Source organism: Hymenobacter sp. 5516J-16 (assembly GCF_022919335.1).
Lineage (GTDB): Bacteria > Bacteroidota > Bacteroidia > Cytophagales > Hymenobacteraceae > Hymenobacter > Hymenobacter sublimis.
Genome location: NZ_CP095058.1, coordinates 4,183,871 through 4,207,513, shown reverse-complemented (window position 1 = coordinate 4,207,513; position 23,643 = coordinate 4,183,871). Strand labels below are relative to the sequence as shown.

Below are 23,643 nucleotides of genomic sequence, written 5' to 3'. Positions count from 1 at the left end.
GTGTGGAATACGTACGCTACCCCTGCGGCTGGGCGAGGATGTGTTTGCCAGCGGCCGGATTTCGGCTAAAAAGGAAGAGAAGTTCATTAAGTTTCTGCACGCCCTGCGCTTGCTGATGGAGGTACACGATGTGGCCCCGAACCACTACTTGATCTGTGCTACTTCGGCCATGCGTACCGCCCAGAACGGACAAGAGGTAGCCGCCCGCATTCAGCAGCAGCTCGGCATGACGGTGCGGGTTATTGACGGGCAGGATGAGGCCGCTTTCATCAACCGCGTTATCGAAAACCTGCTCGAAGACAAAAAGCACTACATCCACATTGACGTGGGCGGAGGCAGCACTGAGTTCAACATCTACCACGACCGGCGCAAGGTAGCCTCGCAGTCGTTTGAGGTAGGCTCCATTCGGCGGATGCAGCAGGAAGAAGCGGGCCTGAGCACGGAAGCCATGCGCGAAACCTGGCAGCGCATGGAAGAATGGGTAACGGAAAACGCTCGGCGCTACCACGTAACCCGGGCCATTGGCACCGGCGGCAACATCAACAAGCTCTACAGCATGGCTCAGGCGGGCGTCGATAAGCCCGTTACCCGCCGCCGCATTGCCACCATCCTCGACCACCTCACTTCCATGAGCATGGATGAGCGGGTGAACGTGGCCCTGCTCAACCCCGACCGGGCCGATGTCATCGTGCCCGCCGGCCACATCTACCTTTCCGCCATGGAATGGGCCAATGTGCACCAGATGATTGTGCCCGATATCGGCCTGAAGGATGGCATGCTGCAAACCTTGTTCGAGGAGCACTTCGACGAGTTCCGCGCCGAAGGCGACCTGAAGCCTGGCTGCCCCAAGCCCGCCATGCAAAGCCGCCCCACAGAAGTAGAGTGAGTTTAGGGTAAGGGGGTAAGAAGGTAGGAGGGCAAGAGTCGGGTGAAATATTGGCACGTTTGCCATTCACCCGACTCCTGCCCTCCTACCTTCTTACCCTTATGCCCTGTATTTACTCCAGCGCCGCCTCCGAATCAGCGGCGGGCTCAGCGCCCAAGTCCACGGTCACTGCTGTTTCCTCGGTGGCGTTGGGTTCATCATCCACGGGCACCGAGGGCGGGTTGTCGGCCGCGTCGGAGGTAGCGCTGGCCCGAATGGTGGCGCAGGACAGCCATTCATCGTAGAGCAAGGTTTCCGATACCAGTCCGAAGTTCTTGTTGTAGAACTCCTTATGCACGTTGAAGGCTGGCTCCTCATTATCGGGTAGGCGCTGAATGTAGGCTCCATCTTCGCGCATCACGTAGGTATTCTGGTTGTCCTTCAGGTTGAAGTACAGAATGTTAATGGCCTCGCGCTTGAGCTGGGGGTTTACAATCAGGAACAGGGCCTCAATACGCCGGTCGAAGGAGCGCACCATCAGGTCGGCGGAACCGGCGTACACCTTGGGGTGACCGGCCTGGTGGAAGTAGAACATGCGGGAGTGCTCCAGGTAGTCGCCCACAATGCTGCGCACCTCAATGTTTTCGCTAAGCCCCGCCCTACCCGGCCGCAGGCAGCAGATACCACGCACGATAAAGCGGATAGGCACGCCGGCTTTGCTGGCCTTGTAGAACTCGTCAATCATTTCCTTGTCTTCCAAGGAATTCATCTTCATGACGATGCCGCTGGGTAGGCCCTTCTTAGCATTGCGCACTTCTTCCCGAATCAGGGAAATCAGCTGCTGGCGCATGTCCTTGGGCGCCGTAATCAGGTACTCGTAGTCGTCGGGTTGGGAGTGGCCAGTAATTACGTTGAAGAATTCCGATACGTCGTGCCCGTACACGTCGTTGGTGGTAAGCAGGCTTACATCGGTGTAAATGCGCGAGGTTTGCTCGTTGTAGTTACCCGAGCCGATGTGCACGTAGCGCGTCACCTTCTCCCCTTCCTTGCGGATAATCATCATCATTTTGGTGTGCGTCTTGTACTTGCTCACCCCATAAATGACAAAGCAACCCGCTTTTTCCAGCTTCGCGCCCTCCCGAATGTTGCGTTCCTCATCGAAGCGCGCCTTCACCTCAAACAGCACCGATACGTGCTTGCCGTTTTCGGCCGCTTTCAGTAGCGCGGCCGTTACGCGGGAGTCGTCGGCCAGGCGGTAAATGGTTTGCTTGATGCCCAGTACGTGCGGGTCCTCGGCGGCCTGCTCCAGTAGCCGAACCACGGGTCGATGTTGTTGTAAGGATGGTGCAGGAGCACATCGTGGTGCTTGAGGTATTCAAACAAGTTGTCATCGGCACCCTCCGGCAAGCTCAAGGGCGTGACGGCGGCGGGCTGCCGGAAGCCCTTGCCCCGGAAATTGGGGTGCTTCAAAATCTGCAACACCCCTTTAAATCAATCAGGGAGTTGATAACGAACACGTTGCCGTTATCAATGTTCCACCGCTCACGCAGCACCTGCATCAGCAAGGCCGAGGCGTTAGGCTCCACCTCCAGGCGCACGACCCTACCCTTCTTGCGGGTTTTGAGGCCCAATTGAATTTCCTTGATGAAGTCCACGTCAATGTCGTCAGACTCCTCCAGGGTAAAGTCGCCGTTGCGGGTGATGCGGAATAAGTCGGCCGATACGATTTCTACGTTGCGGAACAGCTTGGGCAGGTTGGCCCGCACGATTTCCTCAATCGGCACGAACATCACCTTGTCTTTGCGGGTCAGCTCAAAAAAGCGCGACAGGTTCTGCGGAATCTGCACGAAGGTGAGGCGCTCCTGGCCCCGCTCCGCCTCGGCGTCAAGTCCGCCCCGGCCCGCGTTACTACCCCGAAGATGAGCATCTGATTCATCATCAGCGGGAAGCCGTGGTAGGAATCGTACACCATGGGGGTAAGCAGCGGGAAAATGGTGTGCTTGAAGTAGCCATCAGCTTTCTTCAGCTCCAGTTCCGTAAGCTCCTCCATTTTGAGTACGTTGAAGCCGTTCTTCTCAAACAGTGGCTTCAATTCGTTCAAGTAAGTCAGCGACTGGTCGTTGATGAAGCGGTGGGCAAAATCCAGCAGTTTACGCCGGAAAGGCATTTCGCGCAGCCCGGAGTAGTCTACCCGCTCCTTGCCGTAGTCGATGTAGTTATAGAGTGAGCCCACCCGAATCATGAAGAACTCATCGAGGTTGCTGCTGGTAATGGCAATAAAGCGCAGCCGATCGAAGAGCGAGCGGCTAGCGTCGCGCGCCTGATCTAGCACCCGGTAGTTAAAGCGCAGCCAGCTCAGGTCGCGGCTGATGTACTTGCTTTTGCGGATGAGGTCGGCAGATTTGAATAATTTCATACTGAGTAAGGAAAGGCCGGACAAAATACGAGCAAACGCCCGTAGAAGTATGGCTAGCCCGGAATAATAGCAGTGGCTTCTATTTCGACTAGCAGCCGCGGGTCAATTAGGGCGCTTACCGCCAGCATGGTGGAGGCGGGCCGGATAGTATCAAACACCTCCCGTGGGCTCGGCCCACGGCCTCCCAATTGGCCATGTTCGTGAGGTAGATGCGGGTGCGAACCACGTGTTCCAGTGAAGCACCGGCCGCCGCCAGCGCCTCCCCAATTTTGACTAGAACCCGTTGCGCCTGCTGGTAGGCATCAGCGCCCGTAATCGTGTCGCCATCCTGGGCGGTAGTACCGGCCACCTCCACCACATTGCCCACGCGCACGGCCCGCGAGTACCCCACAACCGGCTCCCAGGGAGCCCCTGACGAAATTAGCTGCCGCATGTTTCCATTTGGGTTAAAAGCAAAAAGGCCCGCTTTGCAGCGGGCCTTTTCTAGAATCAGTTACACGTCGAGTTTCGCGTACTTGGCGTTTTTCTCGATGAAGTCGCGGCGAGGAGCTACCTCGTCGCCCATGAGCATGGAGAACAGGTGGTCGGCTTCGGCAGCCGACTCCACGGTTACTTGCTTGAGGGAGCGGGTAGCGGGCTGCATGGTGGTTTCCCAGAGCTGCTCGGCGTTCATTTCGCCCAGACCCTTGTAGCGCTGCACGTTCACCGTTTCCGGCTTGCCGCGGCCCAACTCTTCCTGAGCCTGCGCGCGCTCGTCTTCGGTCCAGCAGTAGCGCTCTTCCTTGCCCCGCTTCACAAGATAGAGTGGCGGCAGGGCAATGTAGATGTAGCCACGGTCCACTAGCTCGCGCATGTAGCGGAAGAAGAAAGTCAAGATCAAAGTTCGGATGTGGGAACCGTCGATGTCGGCGTCGGTCATGATGATGACCTTGTGGTAGCGCAGCTTGGCCGTGTTTAGAGCTTTGGCGTCGGCCTCAATCCCTTTCTCTACGTCGGCGTTTACCCCGAAGCTCACGCCCAAAGCCGTAATCATGTTCCGGATTTCCTCGTTTTCCAGAATGCGGTGCTCCTGGGCCTTCTCCACGTTCAGGATCTTGCCTCGTAGCGGCAGAATAGCCTGGAAGGCCCGGTTGCGGCCCTGCTTGGCCGTGCCACCAGCCGAGTCACCTTCTACCAGGTAAATCTCGCAGATTTCGGGGTCCGATTCCGAGCAGTCGGCCAGCTTACCGGGCAGGGAGGTGGAGCCCAGCACGGTTTTGCGCTGCACCATCTCGCGGGCCTTGCGGGCGGCAATCCGGGCTTTAGCAGCCAGAATTACTTTCTCCACGATGATGCCGGCTTCCTTGGGGTTTTCCTCCAGGTACTGGCTCAGGATTTCACCAACTACGGTGTTTACTGCGCCACTTACCTCGTTGTTGCCCAGCTTGGTTTTGGTCTGGCCCTCGAACTGAGGCTCGGCTACCTTCACCGAAATAACGGCCGTCAGACCTTCCCGGAAGTCTTCCCCAGAAATCTCCACCTTGGCTTTCTCTAGCTTGCCTGATTTATCGGCGTAGGCCTTCAGCGTGCGGGTCAGGGCCGAGCGGAAGCCGGCTACGTGCGTACCGCCTTCGTGGGTGTTGATGTTGTTAACATAGGAGAAAATGTTCTCCTGATACGAGTCGTTGTACTGCAGTGCTACCTCCACTGGGGTGCTACCCTTCTCGCTGATCACGTGAATGGGGGCCGGCATCAGGGCGTGGCGCTCCGAACCGTCGAGGTACTGCACGAACTCGGCCAGGCCGCCCGTGGAGTAAAACTCTTCGCCCAGGAACTCCGCGCCGTTTTCGCCGGGCTCCCGGCGGTCAGTCAGGGTAATGCGGATGCCGCGGTTCAGGTAGGCCAGTTCCCGCAAACGCGAGGCAATGGTAGCGTACTTGTAGACGGACTCCGTGAAGATGGTATCGTCGGGCAGAAACTCTACCTGGGTACCATGCTCCTCCGTTTCCCCAATTTCTTTAACCGGGTACTGCGGCGCCCCAATTTTGTATTCCTGCTCGTACACTTTGCCGTTGCGGCGCACGGTTACTTTCAGGTCCTTGCTCAGGGCATTCACGCAGCTGACGCCTACCCCGTGCAAACCACCGGATACTTTGTAGCTGTCCTTGTCGAATTTGCCGCCGGCGTGCAGCACCGTCATCACCACTTCCAGGGCCGAGCGGCCTTCCTTCTGGTGGAAATCAACGGGAATACCGCGGCCGTTGTCGCGGACGGTTATGGAGTTGTTCTCATTAATGGTCACGTGGATCGTGTCGCAGTGGCCGGCTAGGGCTTCGTCAATGGAGTTATCGACTACTTCCCACACCAAGTGGTGCAGGCCTTTGATACCGGTGTCGCCGATGTACATCGAGGGACGTTTGCGCACGGCTTCGAGCCCTTCGAGTACCTGAATGCTGTTCGCGGAGTACTCGGCGGGGGCTTTTTTCTCTTTAGTTTCGCTCATGTTGCGGTTGGTTCAGCGCTTAGTGCGTAAGTAGGCAAAGATAACGAAAAAAATCGTTTTTTACCAGCAAAAAGGCCGATTTACCACTACGTCAGCAGCCGTTGTGTATTCCCTTCCGTGGCAGTCAGAGCCGCGCCACACCGTTCTGCTTGTAGCTCTATTTAAGGGCTACCAAGATAGATCTAAGCTGCACTATAAATTGCAGGATATATCTGTTTTAAACGAGCTGTTTTCTGCACCACTTTACCCGTGGTATTCGCTGCTATGTACAGCATAGGCGTGGCGCGTAACATGCAACATACTAGCTGGCATAGTGTAGGCTATTTCGGTGCTATAAATAAAAAAACCCGCTTCACAAGACGTAAAGCGGGTTTCAGTGGCCCCGATTGGATTCGAACCAATGACCGGCTGCTTAGAAGGCAGCTGCTCTATCCAGCTGAGCTACGGGGTCAAAAACAAATAGCCGCCCGCCCCAAAGGTGGGCTGACGGCTATCTTGTGGTCGGGGTGGCAGGATTCGAACCTGCGGCCTCCTGCTCCCAAAGCAGGCGCGATACCGGGCTACGCTACACCCCGAAAAAGAATTATGAGTTAAAAACCAGGGCTGCCAAGGTTGTTGTGCAACATACAGCCCACAATTTCTAACTCATAATAGGAACTATGTGGAGAGGGGGGATTCGAACCCCCGGTAACCTTTAGAGCTACGGCAGTTTAGCAAACTACTGGTTTAAGCCACTCACCCACCTCTCCAAGTGGAACTCCTTTCCGGCTGAAAGGTGTGCAAATATACAAGCGGAATGGAGAAACAAACCCTTTTCAAAAAAAATATCTTCCATCTTGCCGTTGCATTGCGAGCCGCAGAAGGCATTTTCAGCTCCTAAATTCTCCGGCTCAACCTTACTTTTGCGGCGCTTGTATTGTGAACAATAAGTGGTTACCATCGTGCTGAACTGGGCGTATCCGCTGGGCTGGCCCGAGGGGTTGGTGGTCCTCTTTTTTTTTCTTTTCTACCTCGGCTACGCCCTAAGAACCCGTCGGCTGGCGGCTCCGCTGGGCAGCGCGGCTGGCGGCTGGGCTGGAAGTTGGGGCTGCGGCTGCTATATGTGAGCCTGCTGGGCGCCGCACTACTGGGTCCGGCGTACGGGCTTACCCAACGCCCCGTTCGCACGGCGGGCAAGGATGTGTGGCTGTTGGTAGACCTTTCTCGTTCCATGAATGCGGTGGATGTAGCGCCTTCCCGCTTGCAAAAAGCGAAGTCGGAGCTGAGCACTCTAATCAGCCGTTTTCAGGCCGACCGGCTGGGGTTGATTGTATTTGCCGGCGAAGCCTACGTGCAGTGCCCCCTCACCTACGATCAGGCCGCCTTACAGCTCTTTTTGCGCACACTCCAAACTTCACTGGTGCCCGCCGGCAGCACTGATTTGGCGCCGCCGCTGGAGTTGGTGCTGCAGCGCTTGGGTAGCACGCAGATGACCACCCCGGCAGCAATACCCCGCGCTACTGCTATTGTGCTGGTAACGGACGGGGAAGATTTCGGGGAGAATCTGGAGCCCACGGTGCGCGTTCTGGCACGCTCCGGCACGCGGGTATTTCCAATGGGGGTGGGCTCCGTGGAAGGCAGCCGCATCCCACAGACCGGGGGGCGGGGCTACTTGCGTGATGCCCGGGGCCGGGAAGTTGTCACCCGCCTGGCTCCAGTACCCTTGCGCCGGTTGGCGGAGCAGACCGGGGGCAGTATTTTGAACTCACGGATCGGCGGAATGAGTTTCCATTGCTGCTAAATGCGCTTAACCGCGTAGAAGGCCAGGCAGAGCAAGTTCGCACGGTAGCCGTGGCCGACAATCGGTACCGCTACCCTTGGTACTAGGCCTGCTGCTGCTGCTACTCGATGTATTAATTACCGTAAAAGTGATTCGGCCGTGAAAAACACCCTGTTAGGTGGCATGCTGCTGCTCAGCACCTGGGGCGGCTTAACCCGCATTCATGACCGCAATGAAGCCATTCGACAAGGGGCCGCGGCCTATGCGCGCCGGGAGTACGCCGCGGCCGCGGCTGCTTATAAAACCGCAGCCGTTACGCTGGGCTCCCGCGAAGATGTAGTGTGGCTAAATCTGGCGCACGCTACGGCGCGGGCCGGGGAGCCGGGCGCGGCCCGTGGTTACTACAGCCGATTGGTAACCAGCAAAACACCCGGCATTCGGAGCGTAGCGTTGCAGCAATTAGCGGCGCTGGCCGCTGCTCAGCACGATTATGTACAAGCAGTAGGGTTGCTGCGACAGGCACTAGTAGCCAACCCGGCCAATCAGGATGCTCGCTACAACTACGAAGCCCTCCGCGCCTTTCTGGAGCGACGAGCGGCCGCACCCCAAACGCCCCCGCCCGGCACGGATGGCAGCCCCCAAAACAGCCCAACGCCTACCCCTACCCCACGCGCCGGCACTGACCAGGCGGGTAGCCTCCCAGACCCTGCCCGACCACAAGACCCTAGCTCAGCTCCTCAACCCCAGACTGACCCCGCCGGTCAGCGTAACCCAACCCAACCCTCAGCCACTCCCGGCAGCTCCGCCAACCAAGGATTCCGGCCAGGAGCAGGGCCTCAGCGCAGTGTGGGCCGAGGTAGTGAGCCGGGCTCGGTGCGCGGGCTGAGCGATGCGGAAAGCGGCCCGGAAGCGCCGGGCGGCTCAAGTCGGCGGGGAGGAACTGAGGCCGCTACCAATGCCGAAGCGAACACCCAAACGCAACGGGCGCGTTTGCAGCAAATGAACTTGAGCCCAGGCCAGGCGCGCCAGCTACTAGAAGCCCTGCACACGGCGGAGCAGCAGTACCTGCAGCAGTTGCCCCGCAAAGCCACCGCCCCAGCCCCAAAGGCAAGCCGGGCTGGTAAGTTCATAGCAGCTTAACTCTGGGCAACGGCAGTAGCTGAACACTAAGGCGCAGGGCCTGCTTGCTCTAGCCTACGCCTCTCCTACCCTATTGGCCGAATTCCTACCTTTACGGGAAAGCAGCCCACCCAAAACTAAACCATTCCACCCATTCAATTTATGCAAATCAAGGAAGTAGTAATTGTAGCCGCCGTGCGCACGCCCATTGGCTCATTTGGGGCAGTTTGGCCTCATTGTCGGCCACTGAACTGGGGGCCATTGCTCTGAAAGGCGCGCTGGAAAAAGCCGGCATTGACGGTCAGGAAGTTGATCAGGTGATAATGGGCAACGTTATTTCTGCTAACCTGGGCCAGGCTCCCGCCCGGCAAGCTGCCAAGAAAGCTGGTTTGCCAGACACGGTAGAGTGCACCACGGTTAACAAAGTGTGTGCTTCCGGCACCAAAGCCATCATGTTCGGAGCCCAAGCCATTATGCTGGGGCAGTCGGAGGTAGTGCTAGCGGGTGGCATGGAAAGCATGTCGAATGTACCGTACTACCTCGACAAGGCTCGTTTTGGCGCCAAGTACGGCCACGGCCAGATGATTGACGGCCTGATGAAGGACGGCCTGTGGGACCCCTACCACGATTTCGCCATGGGTGTAGCCGCCGACCGCACCGCCACCCACTACGGCATCACCCGCGAGGAGCAGGACGCCTTTGCCCAGCAGAGCTACGAGCGGAGCGCCGCTGCTGCTAAAGCTGGCAAAAAGAAAGACGAAATCGTGCCCGTAACCATTACGGTGCGCGGCAAAGAAACCATCATCAGCGACGATGAGGAGTACACCAAGGCTGATTTCACCAAGTTTGCGGGCCTGAAGCCGGCTTTCGGCAAGGAAGGCACCGTAACGGCCGCCAACGCTTCCACGCTTAATGATGGGGCCGCCGCCGTGCTGCTCATGAGTCGGGAGAAGGCCGAGCAACTGGGCGTGAAGCCCCTGGCCTTGATTCGGGGCTTCGCTGATGCCGAGCAGGCTCCGGAGTGGTTTACCACTTCCCCAGCCCTGGCAATTCCCAAAGCGCTGAAGCACGCCGGTCTGGAGGCCAAGGATGTTGATTTCTACGAAATCAACGAGGCTTTCTCGGTGGTTTCGCTGGCCAACAACAAGCTGCTGGAACTGGAGGGAACCAAGGTGAACCCTTACGGCGGCGCTGTATCATTGGGCCATCCGCTGGGCGCTTCGGGCGCGCGCATCGTTACTACCCTGGTAAATGTGCTGCACAATGAGGGCGGCAAAATTGGAGTAGCCGGCATCTGCAACGGGGGCGGCGGAGCCAGCAGCCTCGTGGTAGAAAAACTGTAAGCCCAGACTTCCGGCGGGTTTTTCGAATTCGCCGGATTTTCTGCCTAACTCAGGTGTCAAAGCCCTGCTGCATTTGCGGCAGGGCTTTTGTTTTGTGGGTAGCAGATGCATGGTTTGGGGTGAATGGGTGCGTATCGTTCGGCTGATTTTAGCTACCTGCTACCCCTTGCCACCTGTTGTCATCCGAAAATACTTTCTGCTTTACTGCGTTCTTGCGCCTATGAAACGACTTGCCCTTGCTCTGCTGCTGCTAACTTCCACGGCCGCCCAGGCCCAGAAGCTGCGACGCCTCACTACCTATTTCGATTCTACGAATACCCGCAAGCGGGAAATATTTTCGGCTCTAGTAGCTGCTGATACCGTCATGCAGGGCCCCTACAAGCGGTTTTACTACTCTGGCAAGCTGGAGGCCCAAACTCGCTACACCGATGGGAAGCGCGACTCAGCCTACGTGGAGTTTCATCCTACCGGCGGCCGGCGGCTGGAAGTCACCTACCAGCAGGGCGTCCGCCAGGGCCCTTTCAAAACGTATTACCCCACCGGCAAAATCGCCCAGGAAGGCACCTACCAGGACGATCAGCCGACGGGCACGCTGCGCTACTACCACCCCAGCGGGGAAGTAAAGCTCGAAACCACGCTCAGCAACGGCCAGCCCGCCGGGGCCATCCGGGAGTTGTATCCGTCGGGCAAGCCCCGGGTGGAAATCACCTACCAGAACGGGCAAGCCAACGGGCCGGTGAAAACCTACTTTGAAAACGGTCAGCTGCAAAGTGAGGGAGTGTACAGCAAAGGATTGCTGGCGGGCCCCTATAAAACGTACTACGACAACGGCCAGGTGGAAACGGACGTGCAGGCCGATAAAAGCGGCAAGGGCAGCTACCGCAGCTTCTACCGCTCGGGCAAGCTGCGCACAGAGGGCACCTACGCCCCCGCTACCCTGGTGGGCCGGGCCATAAAAAACCCCTTGGCCGACGACCTGACCAAGCAGGCCAAAAACTTGGCCGGGGCACCAGCAACCTCGATGGGCCGGCGAAATCCTACTACGAAAGCGGGGCCGTGAAAAGCACCCAAACTTACCGCCAGGGCGTGCTGGTGGGCACCCAGCAGGATTTCTATGAGTCGGGGAAAGCCCAGCAAAAGATTGAGTACGCTAACCAGGGCCGCGACCGGCGCATTACGGCTTACTACGAGGACGGCCTCCCGAAGGAAGAGCAACAGTACAAGAACGGCCAGCCCGCAGGCCAGTGGCGTACCTTTCACCCAGGCGGCAAGCAGGTGCAGAAGCAGGAAACCTACGTGAATGGCAAGCTAACCGGCGAGCAGCTCACCTACTACCCCACCGGCACCGTGCAAAGCAAGCTGACCTTCGAAAACGGCAAGCCCATAGGACTGGGGCAGGAATTCTACCCTTCTGGCAAGCTTAAAGCGGAGACTACCTACGTGAAAGGCTTCAAGATGGGCCCCTTCCGCCAGCTGCGGGAGGATGGCACGCCCGAAATAACCGGGGCCTTCCGCAATGGCAAAGAAACCGGCGTATGGAGCTATTTCGCCCCCGATGGCAAGACGGTGCAGGAAAAGAAAACCTTCCGCAACGGGCAGGTAGCTACCGATGCAACACCTTCTGCTGGCCGGCCCGCTCCTACCCGCAAGCCCGCCGCGCCGGTGAAGCGCAAATAATGTAAAATCACTATATCTGGCCTTAATTTTGCGGTGCCCAGGGGCAGCGAGCCGGTTACAACCGGTTTCGCTGCCGCTGGGCACCGTCGCGTTGCCGCGATGTTGTCTGTTACGAGGCCTTTGCTTGCTTTGGCACCGCGAAAGGTTTCGTTGCTTGCTGGTATTCCTCTCTGCCGATTCTTCTTACTTCCTGCCTTCTTTGCTATGCTGCTACCCCTACGCTCTGTGTATGTATTCTTTCTGGGAGCTTTGCTCTTGTTGAGTGGACCCGGACAAGCTCAGATTCCGGCTTTCACTTGGGCCACGGGTGGCGAGAAGCCCACTAGCTTTGGTCAGCAGGTGCAGGCGCACGGCATCGCCACGGACCGGGCCGGCAACACGGTGGTGGTGGGCTCGTTCCGACAGACCCTTACGCTGGGTAGCACGACGCTTACTGCGGCCGGCGACTATGACATTTTTGTGGCCCTACTAGATGCCGCCGGTACCTACCAGTGGGCAGTGCGAGCGGGCGGGCGCGACGAGGACATGGCCACCGGCGTGGCCCTTGATGCTGCTGGCAACATTTACCTCACTGGCAATACGAAAAGCTACGAATCTAATTTCGGCGCGCTGCAGGTACAAAACCCTAGCTATGGCATCCATCTGTTTGTAGCGAAGCTAAGCCCGACCGGACAGTGGCTCCGGGTAAACCATACCAGCGGCAAGAATACCAACAACTTCATCTTTGGAACGGCCCTGGCTGTTGACGGGGCTGGCAACGCCTATGTGACGGGTGGTTTGCGCGTTCATGATGCCATGTTTGGTTCCCTTTCCGTTCACAACGAAGGCCTCTACAATGCCTTCGTAGCGAAGCTGAATGCGGCGGGCACCTGGGAATGGGCGGTGACCGAAGGCGGCACTGGTGGCTATGACTTCGGCCAGGGCATTGGGCTGGATGCCAGTGGCAACGTGTATGTAACCGGCACGTTTGAAGGCAATGAAGCCCGCTTTGGCTCCCAAATTCTGCGCCGGGGCAACTGGCGCAGCAGCCTGTTTGCCGCCAAGCTAAATAGCCAGGGCCAGTGGCAGTGGGCTACCGCGGGCGGCGGCGCGGCCCAAACCCGGGGCAATGGCCTCGCGGTAGAACCCGATGGTACCGTGTACCTAGCGGGAATGGTAGCTGGCAAACAGGCTTCTGTTGGTTCAACCAGTCTGCCCAAAGACGATACCAATCCTGATCTGCTGGTAGCAAAGCTCAACCCCAACGGGGCCTGGCAGTGGGCCGTGCGGGGCGGAGGCCCGGAAACAGATACGGGCAACGGTATTGCTCTGGACGCGGCGGGTAATGTACTGGTAACAGGTAGCTTTTCCGGCACCCAGGTTGCCTTTGGGCAGTTGCCCCTGCTGAGCGCGGCCGGAAAAACCGATGTGGTAGTGGCCCAGCTTACTTCCCAGGGCGCTTGGCGCTGGGCTTCGGGCGGAGGGGGCAGCGGTACCGACCTGGGTCTGGCTGTGGCCTCCAGTGCCACCGGTACTGTGCAGGTTGCAGGCACTTTTCAGGGTCCAGACCTTACACTGGGCTCAACGACCCTGTTCGGGGGCGCCACTTACTATGAGTACTTCGCCGACCGCTTCTTCGTGACTACCATGCTCGACCTGGCCCTGCCAGCCCCGAGTGAGCTTACGCTCTGGCCCAATCCTAGCCGGGGCACCGTGTGGGCTACCGGCCTAGAAGCTAACCAGCCCGTGCAGGTGTTTGATGCCACAGGCCGCTTAGTAGCCGCCAACGCCCGTCCCGCCTACGAGGTGGAAGGCCTCTACCTCCCCACCCTCAAGCCTGGTATTTACTTGGTGCGGTGCGGTAAGCAAACGCGGCGCTTAACTATTGAGTAAGCACAATCCGGCCCCTAGTACTACTGCCTTCACCATCTGGCGCTAAGCCAACCGGATGGTGAAGGCAGTAGTACCGTGCGGCGTTGGAGCCAGCTCGAACGAAAAGCCGTGGGCCAGTAGAATGTCGCGCACCAGGGTCAGGCCGATGCCCTGGCCGTCGCGCTTGGTACTAAAGAAGGGCGTGAACAAGCGGCGCTGCACCTCGGGCGGAATGCCGGGGCCGTCATTTTCAATGCTGATGCAGGCGGGCTCCCGGCTGGTGCGTACCCACAGGTTGCCTTCTTCGCCAATGGCTTCCAGGGCATTCTTGCAAATATTGAGCAGCGCCTGCTCCAACTGCTGGGCATCCAGGCGGACAACCAGCGGGCCGGGCGCGAAATCAGTGTGCCAGTGAATGCGCCGGCGCCCAGCTTGCACGTGCAGTAGCCGCTCAGTGGTGCGCAGCAGCTCGTGCACATCGGTGGGGTGGCATTGGGGCAAGGGCAGGCGCACGAGGTTGGCGAAATTGGCGATGAAGTTGGCCAAGTGGGTATTGCGACTGATGGACACGTCGAGGGCCTCCGTAAAATCGGGCTGGTCATCGGGGCGGAGCTGGGGCGCATAGTGGTGGAAGCTCTGCAGAATGGAGTTGATGGCGCCGATGGAGTTGTTGATTTCATGCGACATCATCCGGATCAGCTTCTCATAGGCTTGCTTTTCCTGCCGAATCAGGTCCTGGGTTAGCTCCTCCAGCACAATGAAGCGGCGCGAAAATCCCCGGTCAATAAAGCGGGAACAGTGGGCGCGGTAGGTCTGAATGCCGGAGAGCTGCACCACCTGCGGCGCCTGCTCCGACAGGTTGGCCAGCGCACTACCCCAGTCGCCGGGCAAGTAGGCGGGCTCCTGCCCGAGCAGCTGCGCGGCCGGCAGGTTTAGCATCCGCTCGGCGGCTGGGTTCACGCCCTCAATCCGGCCGTCGAAGGTGAGCAGCAACACGCCGGCCGGAGAGGCTTGAATTAGACTTTCCAGCAGGTAGCTTTTCTCGTGCTGAGTGACGCGTTCCTTGCGCAGCTCCTCAATCATGTGGTTGTACACGTCGATGAGCTGGTCCATTTCGCGCTGCCCTACCGGCACAAATTTCATGGAAAAATCCTTGGCCCGGATGGCTTCGGTGCCGGCCGCAATCAGGTGGAAGGGCCGCACAAAGCCCTTGTAGAGCTGCACCGTGAGCAGAATACTAACGGCCAGTAGCACCTCCAGGCCCACAAACAACGGCGCGTTGGTGCGCATTACCTGCCCCGCCAGCACAATAAGCACCGCATGAATCAGGACGACGAACAGGACGAATTTGGTGCGCAGAGACATGAAAGCCGGTAAAATGATAGTGCTTTAAACTAGAATTAAAACCCAGCTCCTCTCCTCACGCGGAGGAGGAAGCCGGGTTTTACTTGTGCCACATGCCTGCCCGCAGCTACTCCGCATCAAACGGAATAGCGTATTTTTCCAGCCTACGGTAAAGGGCGCCGCGGCTCAGACCCAGGGCTTTAGCCACGCGGCTGATGTTGCCGCTGTAGTGCTCCAGGGTGCGGCGAATCATTTGGGCTTCTAGCTCGTCGAGGGTAATGGTGCCGGGCTCGGGTAGCTCGCCGACCTCGGCGGAGCGGGTGGGGGCGCGTTGGAACTGGGCCTGAAAATCATCGGGGCCCAGTTCGTCCTTGCCACTGACCAGCACGGCGCGCTCCACCAGGTTTTTCAGCTCCCGGATGTTGCCGGGAAGGGGCTGCTCCTGCAGCCAGTGCTGGGCGCGGGTGCCTACCTTCAGGGCCGGTCGGTTGTAGATAGCGCGCAGCCCATCCACGAAGTGCTGCACCAGCAGCGGAATGTCCTGGGGCCGCTCGCGCAGGGCGGGCAAGCGCACGGTAATCAGGTTGATGCGGTAAAACAGATCCTCGCGGAAGCGGCCCTGCTGCACCATTTCGGCTAGGTTGCGGTTCGTGGCGCAGATAACCCGGATGTCGAGGCGGCGCGGCTTACTGTCGCCGAGCACCTCGTAGGTGCGGTCTTGCAGCACCCGCAGCAGCTTTACCTGGCTACCGAGGTCCAGCTCCCCAATTTCGTCCAGGAAAATAGTACCACCATTAGCTAGCTCAAAACGGCCCACCCGGTCGGTTTTGGCATCAGTGAAGGCCCCGCGGCGGTGGCCAAACATCTCGCTTTCAAACAAAGAGGCCGAAATGCCGCCCAAATTTACTTTCACGAAGGGCTGGCGGCGGCGTTGGCTGTTCTGGTGCACGGCCTCCGCAATCAGCTCCTTGCCCGTCCCCGATTCGCCCTCGATGAGCACGGAAGCATCGGTGGCCGCTACCTGCCCTACGTTGCGCAATACCTGCAACAGGCGCACATCCTGGCCCACAATTCCGCGGAAATTGTACTGCTTATCGAGTTGGCGGCGGGAAAAGGCAGTGGGGTCGGCGTCGGGGTCCGGCTCGTGCAGGGCTAGAATTGTGCGGATGGTTTGCAGCAGGGAGTCGTTGTGCCAGGGCTTGGTGATAAACTCGGCGGCGCCGGCCTTCATGCCTTCCACGGCCAGCGTGATGCTACCCCAGCCGGTAATCAGAATCACGGGCAGGGCCGGCACCAAACGCTTTACCTGAGCTAGCAACTGCAGGCCGTCGTGCCCGCTGGTGTCAAGGGAGAAGTTCATGTCCAGGAGCAGCAGGCGGGGCGGACTCTCGCTTACCTGCTTCAGCACTTCAGCGGGTGTAGCTACGCTGCGCGTGGCGTAGCGAGCCTGCTTCAGCAGCAGCCCCAGCGAAGTGCGCACGGCCAGGTCGTCGTCGGCAATTAGTATCATAGCTCAGGGGCGAAGGAAGGAAATCGGCGGGTAATTTGCGGCACCCTATTCTTCGCGCAGCGCCACGGCCGGATGGATGGCGGCCGCCAGCCGGCTGGGGTATAGCGCGCAGAGGGCCGTAATCAGGTACACGGCCACGGCCGCCACGCCCATGCCGGCCAGGTACAGCGCGGGGGCCAGGCTGAAAGCGCCCAGCAGCGGAAACTGCGCCGCCAGCAGGCAGCCCAGCACCACGCCCAGGGTCGTTACCACCAGCATCTCGCCCAGAAACTGCCAGCTGATGGCCGCCCCAGTGGCGCCCATGGCCCGGCGCAGCCCAATTTCGGCCCGGCGCTGACTGATGTTGTACCAGAGCACGCCGAACAGGCCTAGGGCCACGTTCACAATCAGGAATACGCTCACCAGGGCCAGACCTACCACGGGCACGAGCGTGTAGCGGCGTTTGTGCAGGCGGTCATCTTCCATCACGCGCACCATGGTCGTCCATTGGCGCGTGACGCCGGCCACGGTGCGGGCTATTTTTTCCTGCAGCTCGCCGCCCGCGCCGGGCGCCACGCGCACCACCACGTTGGCCGTTTCCCAGCGTGTGGTGTCAAACGGCAGCAGGCGCTTCCACATCGAGGGCACGGGGGCACTGAAGTCGTTTTCCATGCGCACGTTCTCTACCACGCCCGTCACCAGAAACTCGTCCTCGGGCTTGGGATTGGGGCCGGGCTCCACCCAGGAAAAGACTTTTCCCAGCGCGGGCTCGGGGCCGAACAGCTTTTCGCGCAGGTCCTGGCTGATGACGACCGGGCGGTAGTGGCTGCCGTCGTCGGCCTTCTCAAACCAGCGTCCTTCCCGCAGCTGCAGGCCCAGGGCCTGGGCGTAGCGGTCATCGGCGTCATAAATGTTGGATTGCCCCGACTTTCGCCCCTGGTAGGCAAACTCCGACGTATTGGTGCTGAACGTGAACGGCACGTTGCCGCTGGTGAGGGCCACGTGCCGGATGCCCGGCAGCGCCTTCACCTGGCGCAGCACCTCGTCGAGCTCGGCGCGGGGCATGGTCTCGTTTTGCCCGGCCCTGATTTCAAGCCGCCACACCTGCTGGGAGTCGAAGCCGTGGGGCGAGAGAAAGTTGGCGCCAAAGGTGATGAGCATGGTACCGACCCCAAACAGCACCACGAAGGAGAAGAAGATTTCCGACACCAGCAGCGCGTTGTTGCGCTTGCGGTTCCAGATAAGTTTAAACAAGTGCCGAAACATACGAGCAGGATATGAGGTGAGAGGAAAAAGGGCTGCTGCCCCAGTAAGGTGGCCTGGCCGTTACTTCTGCTCCCCGCTGCCGCGCAGGGCCACCACCGGGCTCAGGCGCGACATCTTCCAGGCCGGGTACACGCCGCTCATCAGGCCGAAGACCAGGGCCAGTAGCAGCCCCCAGCCAAATACCCGCCAGCTCAGGGCAAACTGCGCGTAGGCCACTATGTGCGCCTCGTTGAGCAGGGCCAGGGCCCCGGCCGCCAGGCCCAGGCCCAGCAGCCCGCCCACCAGGGCCAGCACCACGTTTTCCACCAGAAACTGCCCCACCAGGTTGCTGCCCGTGGCGCCGAAGGCCTTGCGTACCCCAATCTCGCTGGAGCGCTCCAGAATGCGGGTCACGTTCAGGTTCACCAGGTTCAGGGCGGGCAAGAGCATAAACATCAGGCCTAGCACCGTGCAAATCAGGTAGAAGGTTCCCATGTTATCTTTATCCAGCGTCTGGGAGCCGCCGTCGAAGTGTAGCGCCCGCGTAAAGCTGGCCAGCATGGAGTCGGCGTAGGAATACAGGGCCCGTACTTCCTTGGGATTCGGAATTTCTACCCGCCGCATCATCTGCTGGTATTCCTCGCGCACGGCCGCCACGGCGGCCGTTTTGGGCGCCAGCAATACAATCATAAACTCCCCCCGATGCGGTTGTCGCGCGCCAGCGAGGGGCTCAGGCTGTAGGGCACCCACACGTCGGAGTAGGAAGCAATGTGCGCCGCCGACACGTCGCGCACCACGCCCGACACGCGGTAGCGCTTCAGGTCAATTTCGATGGTGCGGCCCACCACGTCGGCCGTCCCGAAATAGTTGCGGGCCGTGGTTTCGTTGAGGACGCACACCGGCTGAGCCTGGGCCACCTCGCTGCTGGTAAAGGCCCGCCCGCCCAGAAACTCAAAGTCCAAAATGCGCCAAAACTCGCCGTCGGTATAGCGGATATCCAGGGGCAGTAGGCCACTCTTGACGAAAGCCGTGGCATTGTAGATGTTCGACATGATGCCGATCCTCTCCGGGGTTTTGAGCTTGCGCACGTAGTCGTCCACGAAATGCAGGCTGGCGGGCATGTTCATCCAGCCGTGGTCGTCCGCCATCTGCTGGCGGATAGTATTCACGAACAACATGCGGTCGATGCGCTTTTCCGGCATGTTGGGCCCCACCACATGATCCACCAGGGCCATGACTACCAGCAGAATCATCAGCGTGAAGCTGACGCCAAACAGGTTGATGAAGGTGAAGAACTTGCGACGCAGCAAGACCTTCCAGGCAATTTTGAGGTAGGAAAGAAGCATGGGATTTTAATTAAGAATTGAGAATTAAGAATTAAGAATTAAGAATGAGTAGAGAAAACCAGCTCAGACGGACTCTAAAGCCAATTTTTAATTATTCATTCTTAATTCTTAATTGATTCACTGTACCTGGCTTCCGTCGAAGAAGCGGATGAGGCGCTGGGTTTTGTGGGCCTGCTGCTCGTCGTGGGTTACCATCACAATGGTGGTGCCCTCCTGGCGGTTGAGACCCAGCAGCAGTTCCATGATTTCCTCGCCCATCACGGAGTCGAGGTTGCCGGTGGGCTCGTCGGCGAGAATGATTTCGGGGTTGCCGGCCAAGGCCCGGGCAATGGCCACGCGCTGGCGCTGGCCCCCGGAAAGCTGGCTGGGAAAGTGGTTGGTGCGGGCGCTCAGCCCTACCTTGTCGAGGGCAGCGTAGGCCCGCTCTCGCCGCTCCCGGCCGCCTACCCCCGTGCGGTACAGCAAAGGCAGCTCCACGTTATCGAGCACCGAGAGGTCGTTGATGAGGTGGTAGCTCTGGAAAACAAACCCAATTTTCTGGTTGCGTAGCGCGGCTAGCTCCTTGTCGGAGTACGACTGCACCGGGCGACCATCCACTTCAATAATGCCGCTGGTTGGCTCATCCAGCAGCCCGATAATGCTAAGCAGCGTGGACTTGCCGCAGCCCGACGGTCCCATAATCGAGACGAACTCGCCCTTGTTGATGGTCAGGTTTACCCGGTTCAGAGCAACGGTTTCAATGGTTTTGGTTTGGTAGACTTTCTCAATGTCGCGGAGCTGAATAACGGGCTGGGAGGTAGCGGCCAGCGGCGCGCTGGTAGCCAGGGGCCGCACGGCCGATTGGGCGAGGATGTTTTCCATGAGTAGGTCGGGGTAGGAAAAGTGAGGAAGGCTTGCGAAAGAGTTGTCCGGTATTGGGCAGTAGGCTACCCAGGCTATAGTGGTGTTACCAAGCAAGATGCCAACTTCATATTAATTTGTTTTTCAATTACTTACATTAAAATCCCGAACTGCAGCTTTAGTAAAAGTTGTCCGGTTCCGGACAGGGTGTTCAATATTGAAGGGCGTCTTGCGCGTGGCATGGCAGACAAAGACAACGGCCGTTTTTGGTGCTTACTGAGCCGTGAGGGGCAACTGCCGCTCGAAGTCGTAAAGGGTGAGGGCCCGGAGGCGGTAGTGAGCCACCCAGGCCGCGCGCAGGGCCAGAATGTAGGTGCGGCGGGCCTGGTCCTTTTCGGCGGAAGCAATGGTAAGGTCGGTGAGGCTGATGCGACCGACTTTGTAAGTGGCCTGGGCAATATCGTAGCGGCGCTGGGCCAGAGAATCGGCGCGGGCCGCCAGGTCCAGCTGCTCGCTGAGGGTAGCAAGCTGGGTGGCCTGCACCTGCACGCTCTGCTCGAAGGAGGCTTCCTCCTGCGCCACATCGGTTTGCACCTGGCGGCGGGTTAGCTCCGCCGTTTTCACGATGGATTTCTGCTTGCCCCAATCTACCAGCGGAAGGGCAAACGTGAGGCGTACCTGCTGCTGGTTTTGCAAGGCGGCGTAGGTATCCCACAGATTGCCAGCCTGATTGACGTAGCCCAAATTCGCCGCCAGCGTGGCCTGAAACCCCGTGGTGCCCCGAGCCAGCGCTACCTCCCGCTCGGCCAGCAACAAGCGCCGCCGAAAGGCCAGCACCTGGCTGCGGTTTTCGCGCGCTTGGCTCAGGGCTTGCTCGGCAGGTACTACCAGCCGCGGCGCGGCGGCCGGCACCGCCAGGCGCAGAGCATCGGCCCGCAGGCCCGTGTAGCTCTGCAGATTCACGGCCGCATTCTGGGCATCTAGTCGGCCCTGGGCCATGGCCTGGCGGGCATTCAGCAGGTTTAGCTCCAGGCGCAACAGGTCGCTCTGGGAAAGGCGGCCGAGCTGGTACCGCTCCTTGCCAATGCGCAGCAGTTCCTCGTTGGCCTGCACGTTCTGGCTGGCTACCTCGGCGTTAACTTGCTCCTGCAACACGTCAAAATACAGCTCCGTGATGCGTTGGGCAATGCCCTCACGCTCCTCTAGGTACTGGCGCTGGCTTTCCTGGTAGCGCAGTGGCTCAATGCGCCGGGCCCACTTCAGCCCGTTGAACATGCCGAGCGGCTGGGTTAGGCCAATGGCTACGGGCTGGTTGTTGTAGCGCTTCAGGCCTCCGTTGAAGTCGTCGAAGCGCTGCACTTCGGAGGCCACGAAAATCTGCCCACCCGTCAGGCCAATGTTCTGGCTTACCGACAAGGCGAGGTTGGAATTGTTGATGCGCACGGCCCGGAAGTCGGTGGTGCCATCGGGCTGCACCACGGGCGTAATCACGCGGCTAAAGCCCGGCAAGGTGCCTTGCAGCCCTAACTGGGGCTTGTAGTTGGCCTGGTAGGTGCGCCACTCCCAGTAGCTTTTGTCGCGGGTAGTTTGGGTTTGCTTGGCGGCGGCCGACTGGCTTAGGGCCAGCTCAATAACCTGATTCAGCGATAAGGTAGAAGGCTGGCTCTGCGCCAGCGCGGGAACAGCCAGCAGCACTAGCAGGCTGCCGAGGCGCCCAGGTGCGCCTCGTCGTTGAGTAATTAACTGTTGCACGACTGACCCAGAACGATTCCAGGTAAACAACCTCAGCAACGAGAAGGCGCGAATACGCAGCTCTACAGTCCAGATGACAGGAAATATCCGGTTCATGGCGCCGCTAATCGTTGAGGGTGAGTTCGGGCGTATCCACGTGGTCCTTCATATCGGACACGATGATTTCCTCGTCCGGGCTGAGGCCGCCGGTTATCTGCACATAGTCGAAGTTGCTTTCCCCGAACTGCACGGTACGACGCACCGCCTTCCCTTCCTTCACCACGAACACCGGCTGCTCTTTACCGCCCTTGTAAAACGGGCCGTTTTTCACGCGCACCACGTTGTGCAGGGCCTTGGTTACCACAAACACATCGGCCCGCAGATTGGAGCGCAGGGCCGGGTGATGGTCCTGGGCCAGAGCGGCGTAGAAGGTGACTACCCCCTTCTCCACGGCCGGACTTACGGTAGTAATGGTGCCACGCAAATCGGTGCCGTTCACGCGAATCACGACTGGGTCCTGCGGGTGCAGGGCGTCGGCGTAGGCATCGGAAATGGTGGCTCGCACCCGGAAGCGGCTCAGGTCGGCCACTCGGGCCAGGGCGTCGCCGGCCTGCACGGTGCTACCCAGGTTCTCGTTTACCCAGGTCAGCACGCCCGGCTGCTGGCTGCTAATGTTGGCCTGCTGCAGCTTGCCGGCCAGCTCGGCAATGCTGCGTTCCTGAATTTGTAGGGTAAAGCCCAGCTCCCGCACATCAGCGGCATTGGCGGCGCGCTGGTTCCGAATTTGCTCGGCCAAGCGCTGCAGCTCCAGTTGGGCCACTTTTAGGCTTAGCTCAGCCTGGCGCACGCTCTCGGAGGTGCCGCCGCCAATCTTGAGCAGGTACTGCTCGTCGCGCAGGGCCGACTGCAGGCTGCGAACTTTCACCTGCTGCACCTGCTCCTGGGAGCGAAGGTCGTTGAGCGCTTTTTCGAGCGTGAGCTGGAGCTGGCTGTTTTTATTGCGGTTCTGCTGCTGCTCATCCTGGAGCTTGGCCAGGGCCGTGTTGGTCAGTTCCCGGTCCAGCTCCAGAATCGTTTGGTTCGGCTGCACCTTGCTGCCCACGGCTACCAACACCCGGCGGATAGTGCTCTGGATGGGACTGGTGATGACGGCTTCGTGAGCCGGAATAATGACGCCGGCCGCCGTAAGGGAGGCTTCCACGTTGCCGGTTTCGGTGCGGGCCGTTAGCACGGTGTTGTGCTCCAGGCTGGGCTTGAGCACGCGGCGGAAGGCCAGCAGCCCCGCTGCCAGCAGCACCAGCGCGCCCAGCCCCAGCAGCCACCGGCGGCGCTGGCGGTGGTTTAGGGTTGCAGTAGGTATAGCTCTGTCCATTTTCGTACAGGAAAGGAAGGTTTTCCTGTAGGGTCAGCCAAGCAACATGCCAAGTGTATAAAGAAATGATATTCAATAATTTACACCTCAATTATAAAAATAGCGCTTTACAAAATATGTCCAAGAATGGACAGGCTGTTCGAAAACGAAAGGCAGTGCAGTATCCGAGCGGGGCAAGCAAAAGCCTACTGCAGCCCGCCAGGCCGAAACATCTCGCCCGCTGCCGTTGAAATGGTAGCCAAATTGAGAACAAACGGTACGATTCGATTTGGCCTCCGCTCAGCCGAAGTACCACTACCTCTAGCTACTTCACGAGGTAGCGGTGAAGCGGTAGAGATGCTTCCACTTTACCCAGCAGGATACCTACTACCATAACGTCAGCCAAACACGCTACTTCGGTTCCGCTTCTGCCGGACGTTACGCTGTCCATACCTGTCTATATCAGTTTGATAAGATATTTTCTGCTGGTCAGGCAACGGGTGTTTCTCGCCGTGCATCTATTCCCCTGGTAGCCAACTACTGCCGCCGCAGCCGCTCATAGTCCAGGTTATTCGGTGGGGCTTCGTCTTCCAGCTTACAGCAAAACACAAGGTTTTCATCGAATCAAAAAATAATTTCTACAGGTACCTTGCTTTACATAGTACCTTCGCTTACCTTTGGACTGTTAATTAGCTGAACTCTCTGCCGCGGCGCAGCTCCTTTCCCGAGCCTGCTGCGGTACCTGCCAGACACCACCGTGGGCCAACCGGGCCGGGTGCTGGGTC

Annotated in this window: 15 protein-coding genes, 3 tRNA genes and 3 pseudogenes; 7 read left to right on the top strand and 14 right to left on the bottom strand. The window is 59.3% G+C overall.

The features are described from left to right. Positions 1 to 40 precede the first annotated feature (40 nt). Positions 41 to 886, top strand: coding sequence for a phosphatase (locus tag MUN84_RS20825; protein ID WP_244695830.1), 846 nt, complete (start codon positions 41 to 43; stop codon positions 884 to 886). 112 nt (positions 887 to 998) lie between these two features. On the opposite strand, the pseudogene ppk1 reads toward MUN84_RS20825, so the two are convergent. The 6 genes and pseudogenes from ppk1 to MUN84_RS20795 all read right to left on the bottom strand — a co-directional run bounded on the left by ppk1 (position 999) and on the right by MUN84_RS20795 (position 6,512). Continuing rightward, positions 999 to 3,281, bottom strand: a pseudogene (gene ppk1 / locus MUN84_RS20820) (polyphosphate kinase 1). A gap of 115 nt (positions 3,282 to 3,396) precedes the next feature. Further along, on the bottom strand, positions 3,397 to 3,714 hold the full coding sequence (locus tag MUN84_RS20815; RefSeq protein WP_244695829.1) for a Rid family hydrolase: 318 nt from the start codon (positions 3,712 to 3,714) through the stop codon (positions 3,397 to 3,399). A gap of 60 nt (positions 3,715 to 3,774) precedes the next feature. Further along, on the bottom strand, positions 3,775 to 5,763 hold the full coding sequence (gyrB, locus tag MUN84_RS20810; protein WP_188557530.1) for a DNA topoisomerase (ATP-hydrolyzing) subunit B: 1,989 nt from the start codon (positions 5,761 to 5,763) through the stop codon (positions 3,775 to 3,777). Positions 5,764 to 6,140: 377 nt separating this feature from the next. Next, positions 6,141 to 6,214: transfer RNA gene (locus MUN84_RS20805), tRNA-Arg, on the bottom strand. A gap of 47 nt (positions 6,215 to 6,261) precedes the next feature. Next, positions 6,262 to 6,338, bottom strand: a tRNA-Pro gene (locus MUN84_RS20800). Between the two features lie 87 nt (positions 6,339 to 6,425). Then, positions 6,426 to 6,512, bottom strand: a tRNA-Ser gene (locus MUN84_RS20795). A gap of 353 nt (positions 6,513 to 6,865) precedes the next feature. On the opposite strand from MUN84_RS20795, the gene MUN84_RS20790 reads away from it, so the two are divergent. From MUN84_RS20790 to MUN84_RS20765, 6 genes and pseudogenes are all read left to right on the top strand, one after another. Continuing rightward, a complete protein-coding gene (locus tag MUN84_RS20790; protein WP_244695828.1) occupies positions 6,866 to 7,543 on the top strand; it encodes a VWA domain-containing protein in 678 nt (225 codons plus the stop codon). 138 nt (positions 7,544 to 7,681) lie between these two features. Beyond that, positions 7,682 to 8,662, top strand: a complete 981-nt coding sequence (locus tag MUN84_RS20785) for a hypothetical protein (protein ID WP_244695827.1) — start codon at positions 7,682 to 7,684, stop codon at positions 8,660 to 8,662. Between the two features lie 141 nt (positions 8,663 to 8,803). Further along, positions 8,804 to 9,984: pseudogene (locus MUN84_RS20780) on the top strand (acetyl-CoA C-acyltransferase). A 109-nt stretch (positions 9,985 to 10,093) separates the two neighbouring features. Continuing rightward, positions 10,094 to 10,768 (top strand): annotated as a pseudogene (locus MUN84_RS20775) (toxin-antitoxin system YwqK family antitoxin); the annotation flags it as partial. Positions 10,769 to 11,040: 272 nt separating this feature from the next. Then, positions 11,041 to 11,661 (top strand): toxin-antitoxin system YwqK family antitoxin, encoded by a 621-nt coding sequence (locus MUN84_RS20770; protein ID WP_244695825.1) that lies wholly within the window; start codon positions 11,041 to 11,043, stop codon positions 11,659 to 11,661. A 204-nt stretch (positions 11,662 to 11,865) separates the two neighbouring features. After that, positions 11,866 to 13,533 (top strand): SBBP repeat-containing protein, encoded by a 1,668-nt coding sequence (locus MUN84_RS20765; RefSeq protein ID WP_244695824.1) that lies wholly within the window; start codon positions 11,866 to 11,868, stop codon positions 13,531 to 13,533. 42 nt (positions 13,534 to 13,575) lie between these two features. Here MUN84_RS20765 and MUN84_RS20760 read toward each other — a convergent pair whose 3' ends face one another. The 8 genes from MUN84_RS20760 to MUN84_RS20725 form a co-directional block, all read right to left on the bottom strand. Continuing rightward, entirely contained in the window at positions 13,576 to 14,877 is a 1,302-nt protein-coding gene (locus MUN84_RS20760) for a sensor histidine kinase (RefSeq protein WP_244695823.1), read from the bottom strand. A 106-nt stretch (positions 14,878 to 14,983) separates the two neighbouring features. Further along, positions 14,984 to 16,366 (bottom strand): sigma-54-dependent transcriptional regulator, encoded by a 1,383-nt coding sequence (locus MUN84_RS20755; RefSeq protein WP_244695822.1) that lies wholly within the window; start codon positions 16,364 to 16,366, stop codon positions 14,984 to 14,986. A gap of 45 nt (positions 16,367 to 16,411) precedes the next feature. Then, positions 16,412 to 17,611, bottom strand: coding sequence for an ABC transporter permease (locus MUN84_RS20750; protein ID WP_244695821.1), 1,200 nt, complete (start codon positions 17,609 to 17,611; stop codon positions 16,412 to 16,414). Positions 17,612 to 17,671: 60 nt separating this feature from the next. Further along, positions 17,672 to 18,280: an ABC transporter permease gene (locus MUN84_RS20745; protein WP_244695820.1), complete on the bottom strand. Its 609-nt coding sequence runs from the start codon at positions 18,278 to 18,280 to the stop codon at positions 17,672 to 17,674. Continuing rightward, positions 18,277 to 18,936, bottom strand: coding sequence for an ABC transporter permease (locus tag MUN84_RS20740; protein WP_244695819.1), 660 nt, complete (start codon positions 18,934 to 18,936; stop codon positions 18,277 to 18,279). The genes MUN84_RS20745 and MUN84_RS20740 overlap by 4 nt, the downstream gene beginning before the upstream one ends. A 117-nt stretch (positions 18,937 to 19,053) precedes the next feature. Further along, a complete protein-coding gene (locus tag MUN84_RS20735; protein WP_244695818.1) occupies positions 19,054 to 19,797 on the bottom strand; it encodes an ABC transporter ATP-binding protein in 744 nt (247 codons plus the stop codon). 252 nt (positions 19,798 to 20,049) lie between these two features. Next, the gene (locus tag MUN84_RS20730) at positions 20,050 to 21,471 is read right to left on the bottom strand and encodes a TolC family protein (RefSeq protein ID WP_244695817.1); all 1,422 of its coding nucleotides are present in this window, start codon (positions 21,469 to 21,471) and stop codon (positions 20,050 to 20,052) included. A 160-nt stretch (positions 21,472 to 21,631) separates the two neighbouring features. Then, positions 21,632 to 22,879: an efflux RND transporter periplasmic adaptor subunit gene (locus tag MUN84_RS20725; RefSeq protein ID WP_244695816.1), complete on the bottom strand. Its 1,248-nt coding sequence runs from the start codon at positions 22,877 to 22,879 to the stop codon at positions 21,632 to 21,634. Positions 22,880 to 23,643: the final 764 nt, after the last annotated feature.

Coding starts and splice junctions, on each gene's coding strand:
- MUN84_RS20760 (WP_244695823.1), bottom strand. CDS start 14,877: ATGTCTCTGCGCACCAAATTCGTCCTGTTCGTCGTCCTGATTCATGCG.
- MUN84_RS20735 (WP_244695818.1), bottom strand. CDS start 19,797: ATGGAAAACATCCTCGCCCAATCGGCCGTGCGGCCCCTGGCTACCAGC.
- MUN84_RS20740 (WP_244695819.1), bottom strand. CDS start 18,936: ATGCTTCTTTCCTACCTCAAAATTGCCTGGAAGGTCTTGCTGCGTCGC.
- MUN84_RS20815 (WP_244695829.1), bottom strand. CDS start 3,714: ATGCGGCAGCTAATTTCGTCAGGGGCTCCCTGGGAGCCGGTTGTGGGG.
- MUN84_RS20725 (WP_244695816.1), bottom strand. CDS start 22,879: ATGGACAGAGCTATACCTACTGCAACCCTAAACCACCGCCAGCGCCGC.
- MUN84_RS20765 (WP_244695824.1), top strand. CDS start 11,866: ATGCTGCTACCCCTACGCTCTGTGTATGTATTCTTTCTGGGAGCTTTG.
- MUN84_RS20750 (WP_244695821.1), bottom strand. CDS start 17,611: ATGTTTCGGCACTTGTTTAAACTTATCTGGAACCGCAAGCGCAACAAC.
- gyrB (WP_188557530.1), bottom strand. CDS start 5,763: ATGAGCGAAACTAAAGAGAAAAAAGCCCCCGCCGAGTACTCCGCGAAC.
- MUN84_RS20755 (WP_244695822.1), bottom strand. CDS start 16,366: ATGATACTAATTGCCGACGACGACCTGGCCGTGCGCACTTCGCTGGGG.
- MUN84_RS20745 (WP_244695820.1), bottom strand. CDS start 18,280: ATGATTGTATTGCTGGCGCCCAAAACGGCCGCCGTGGCGGCCGTGCGC.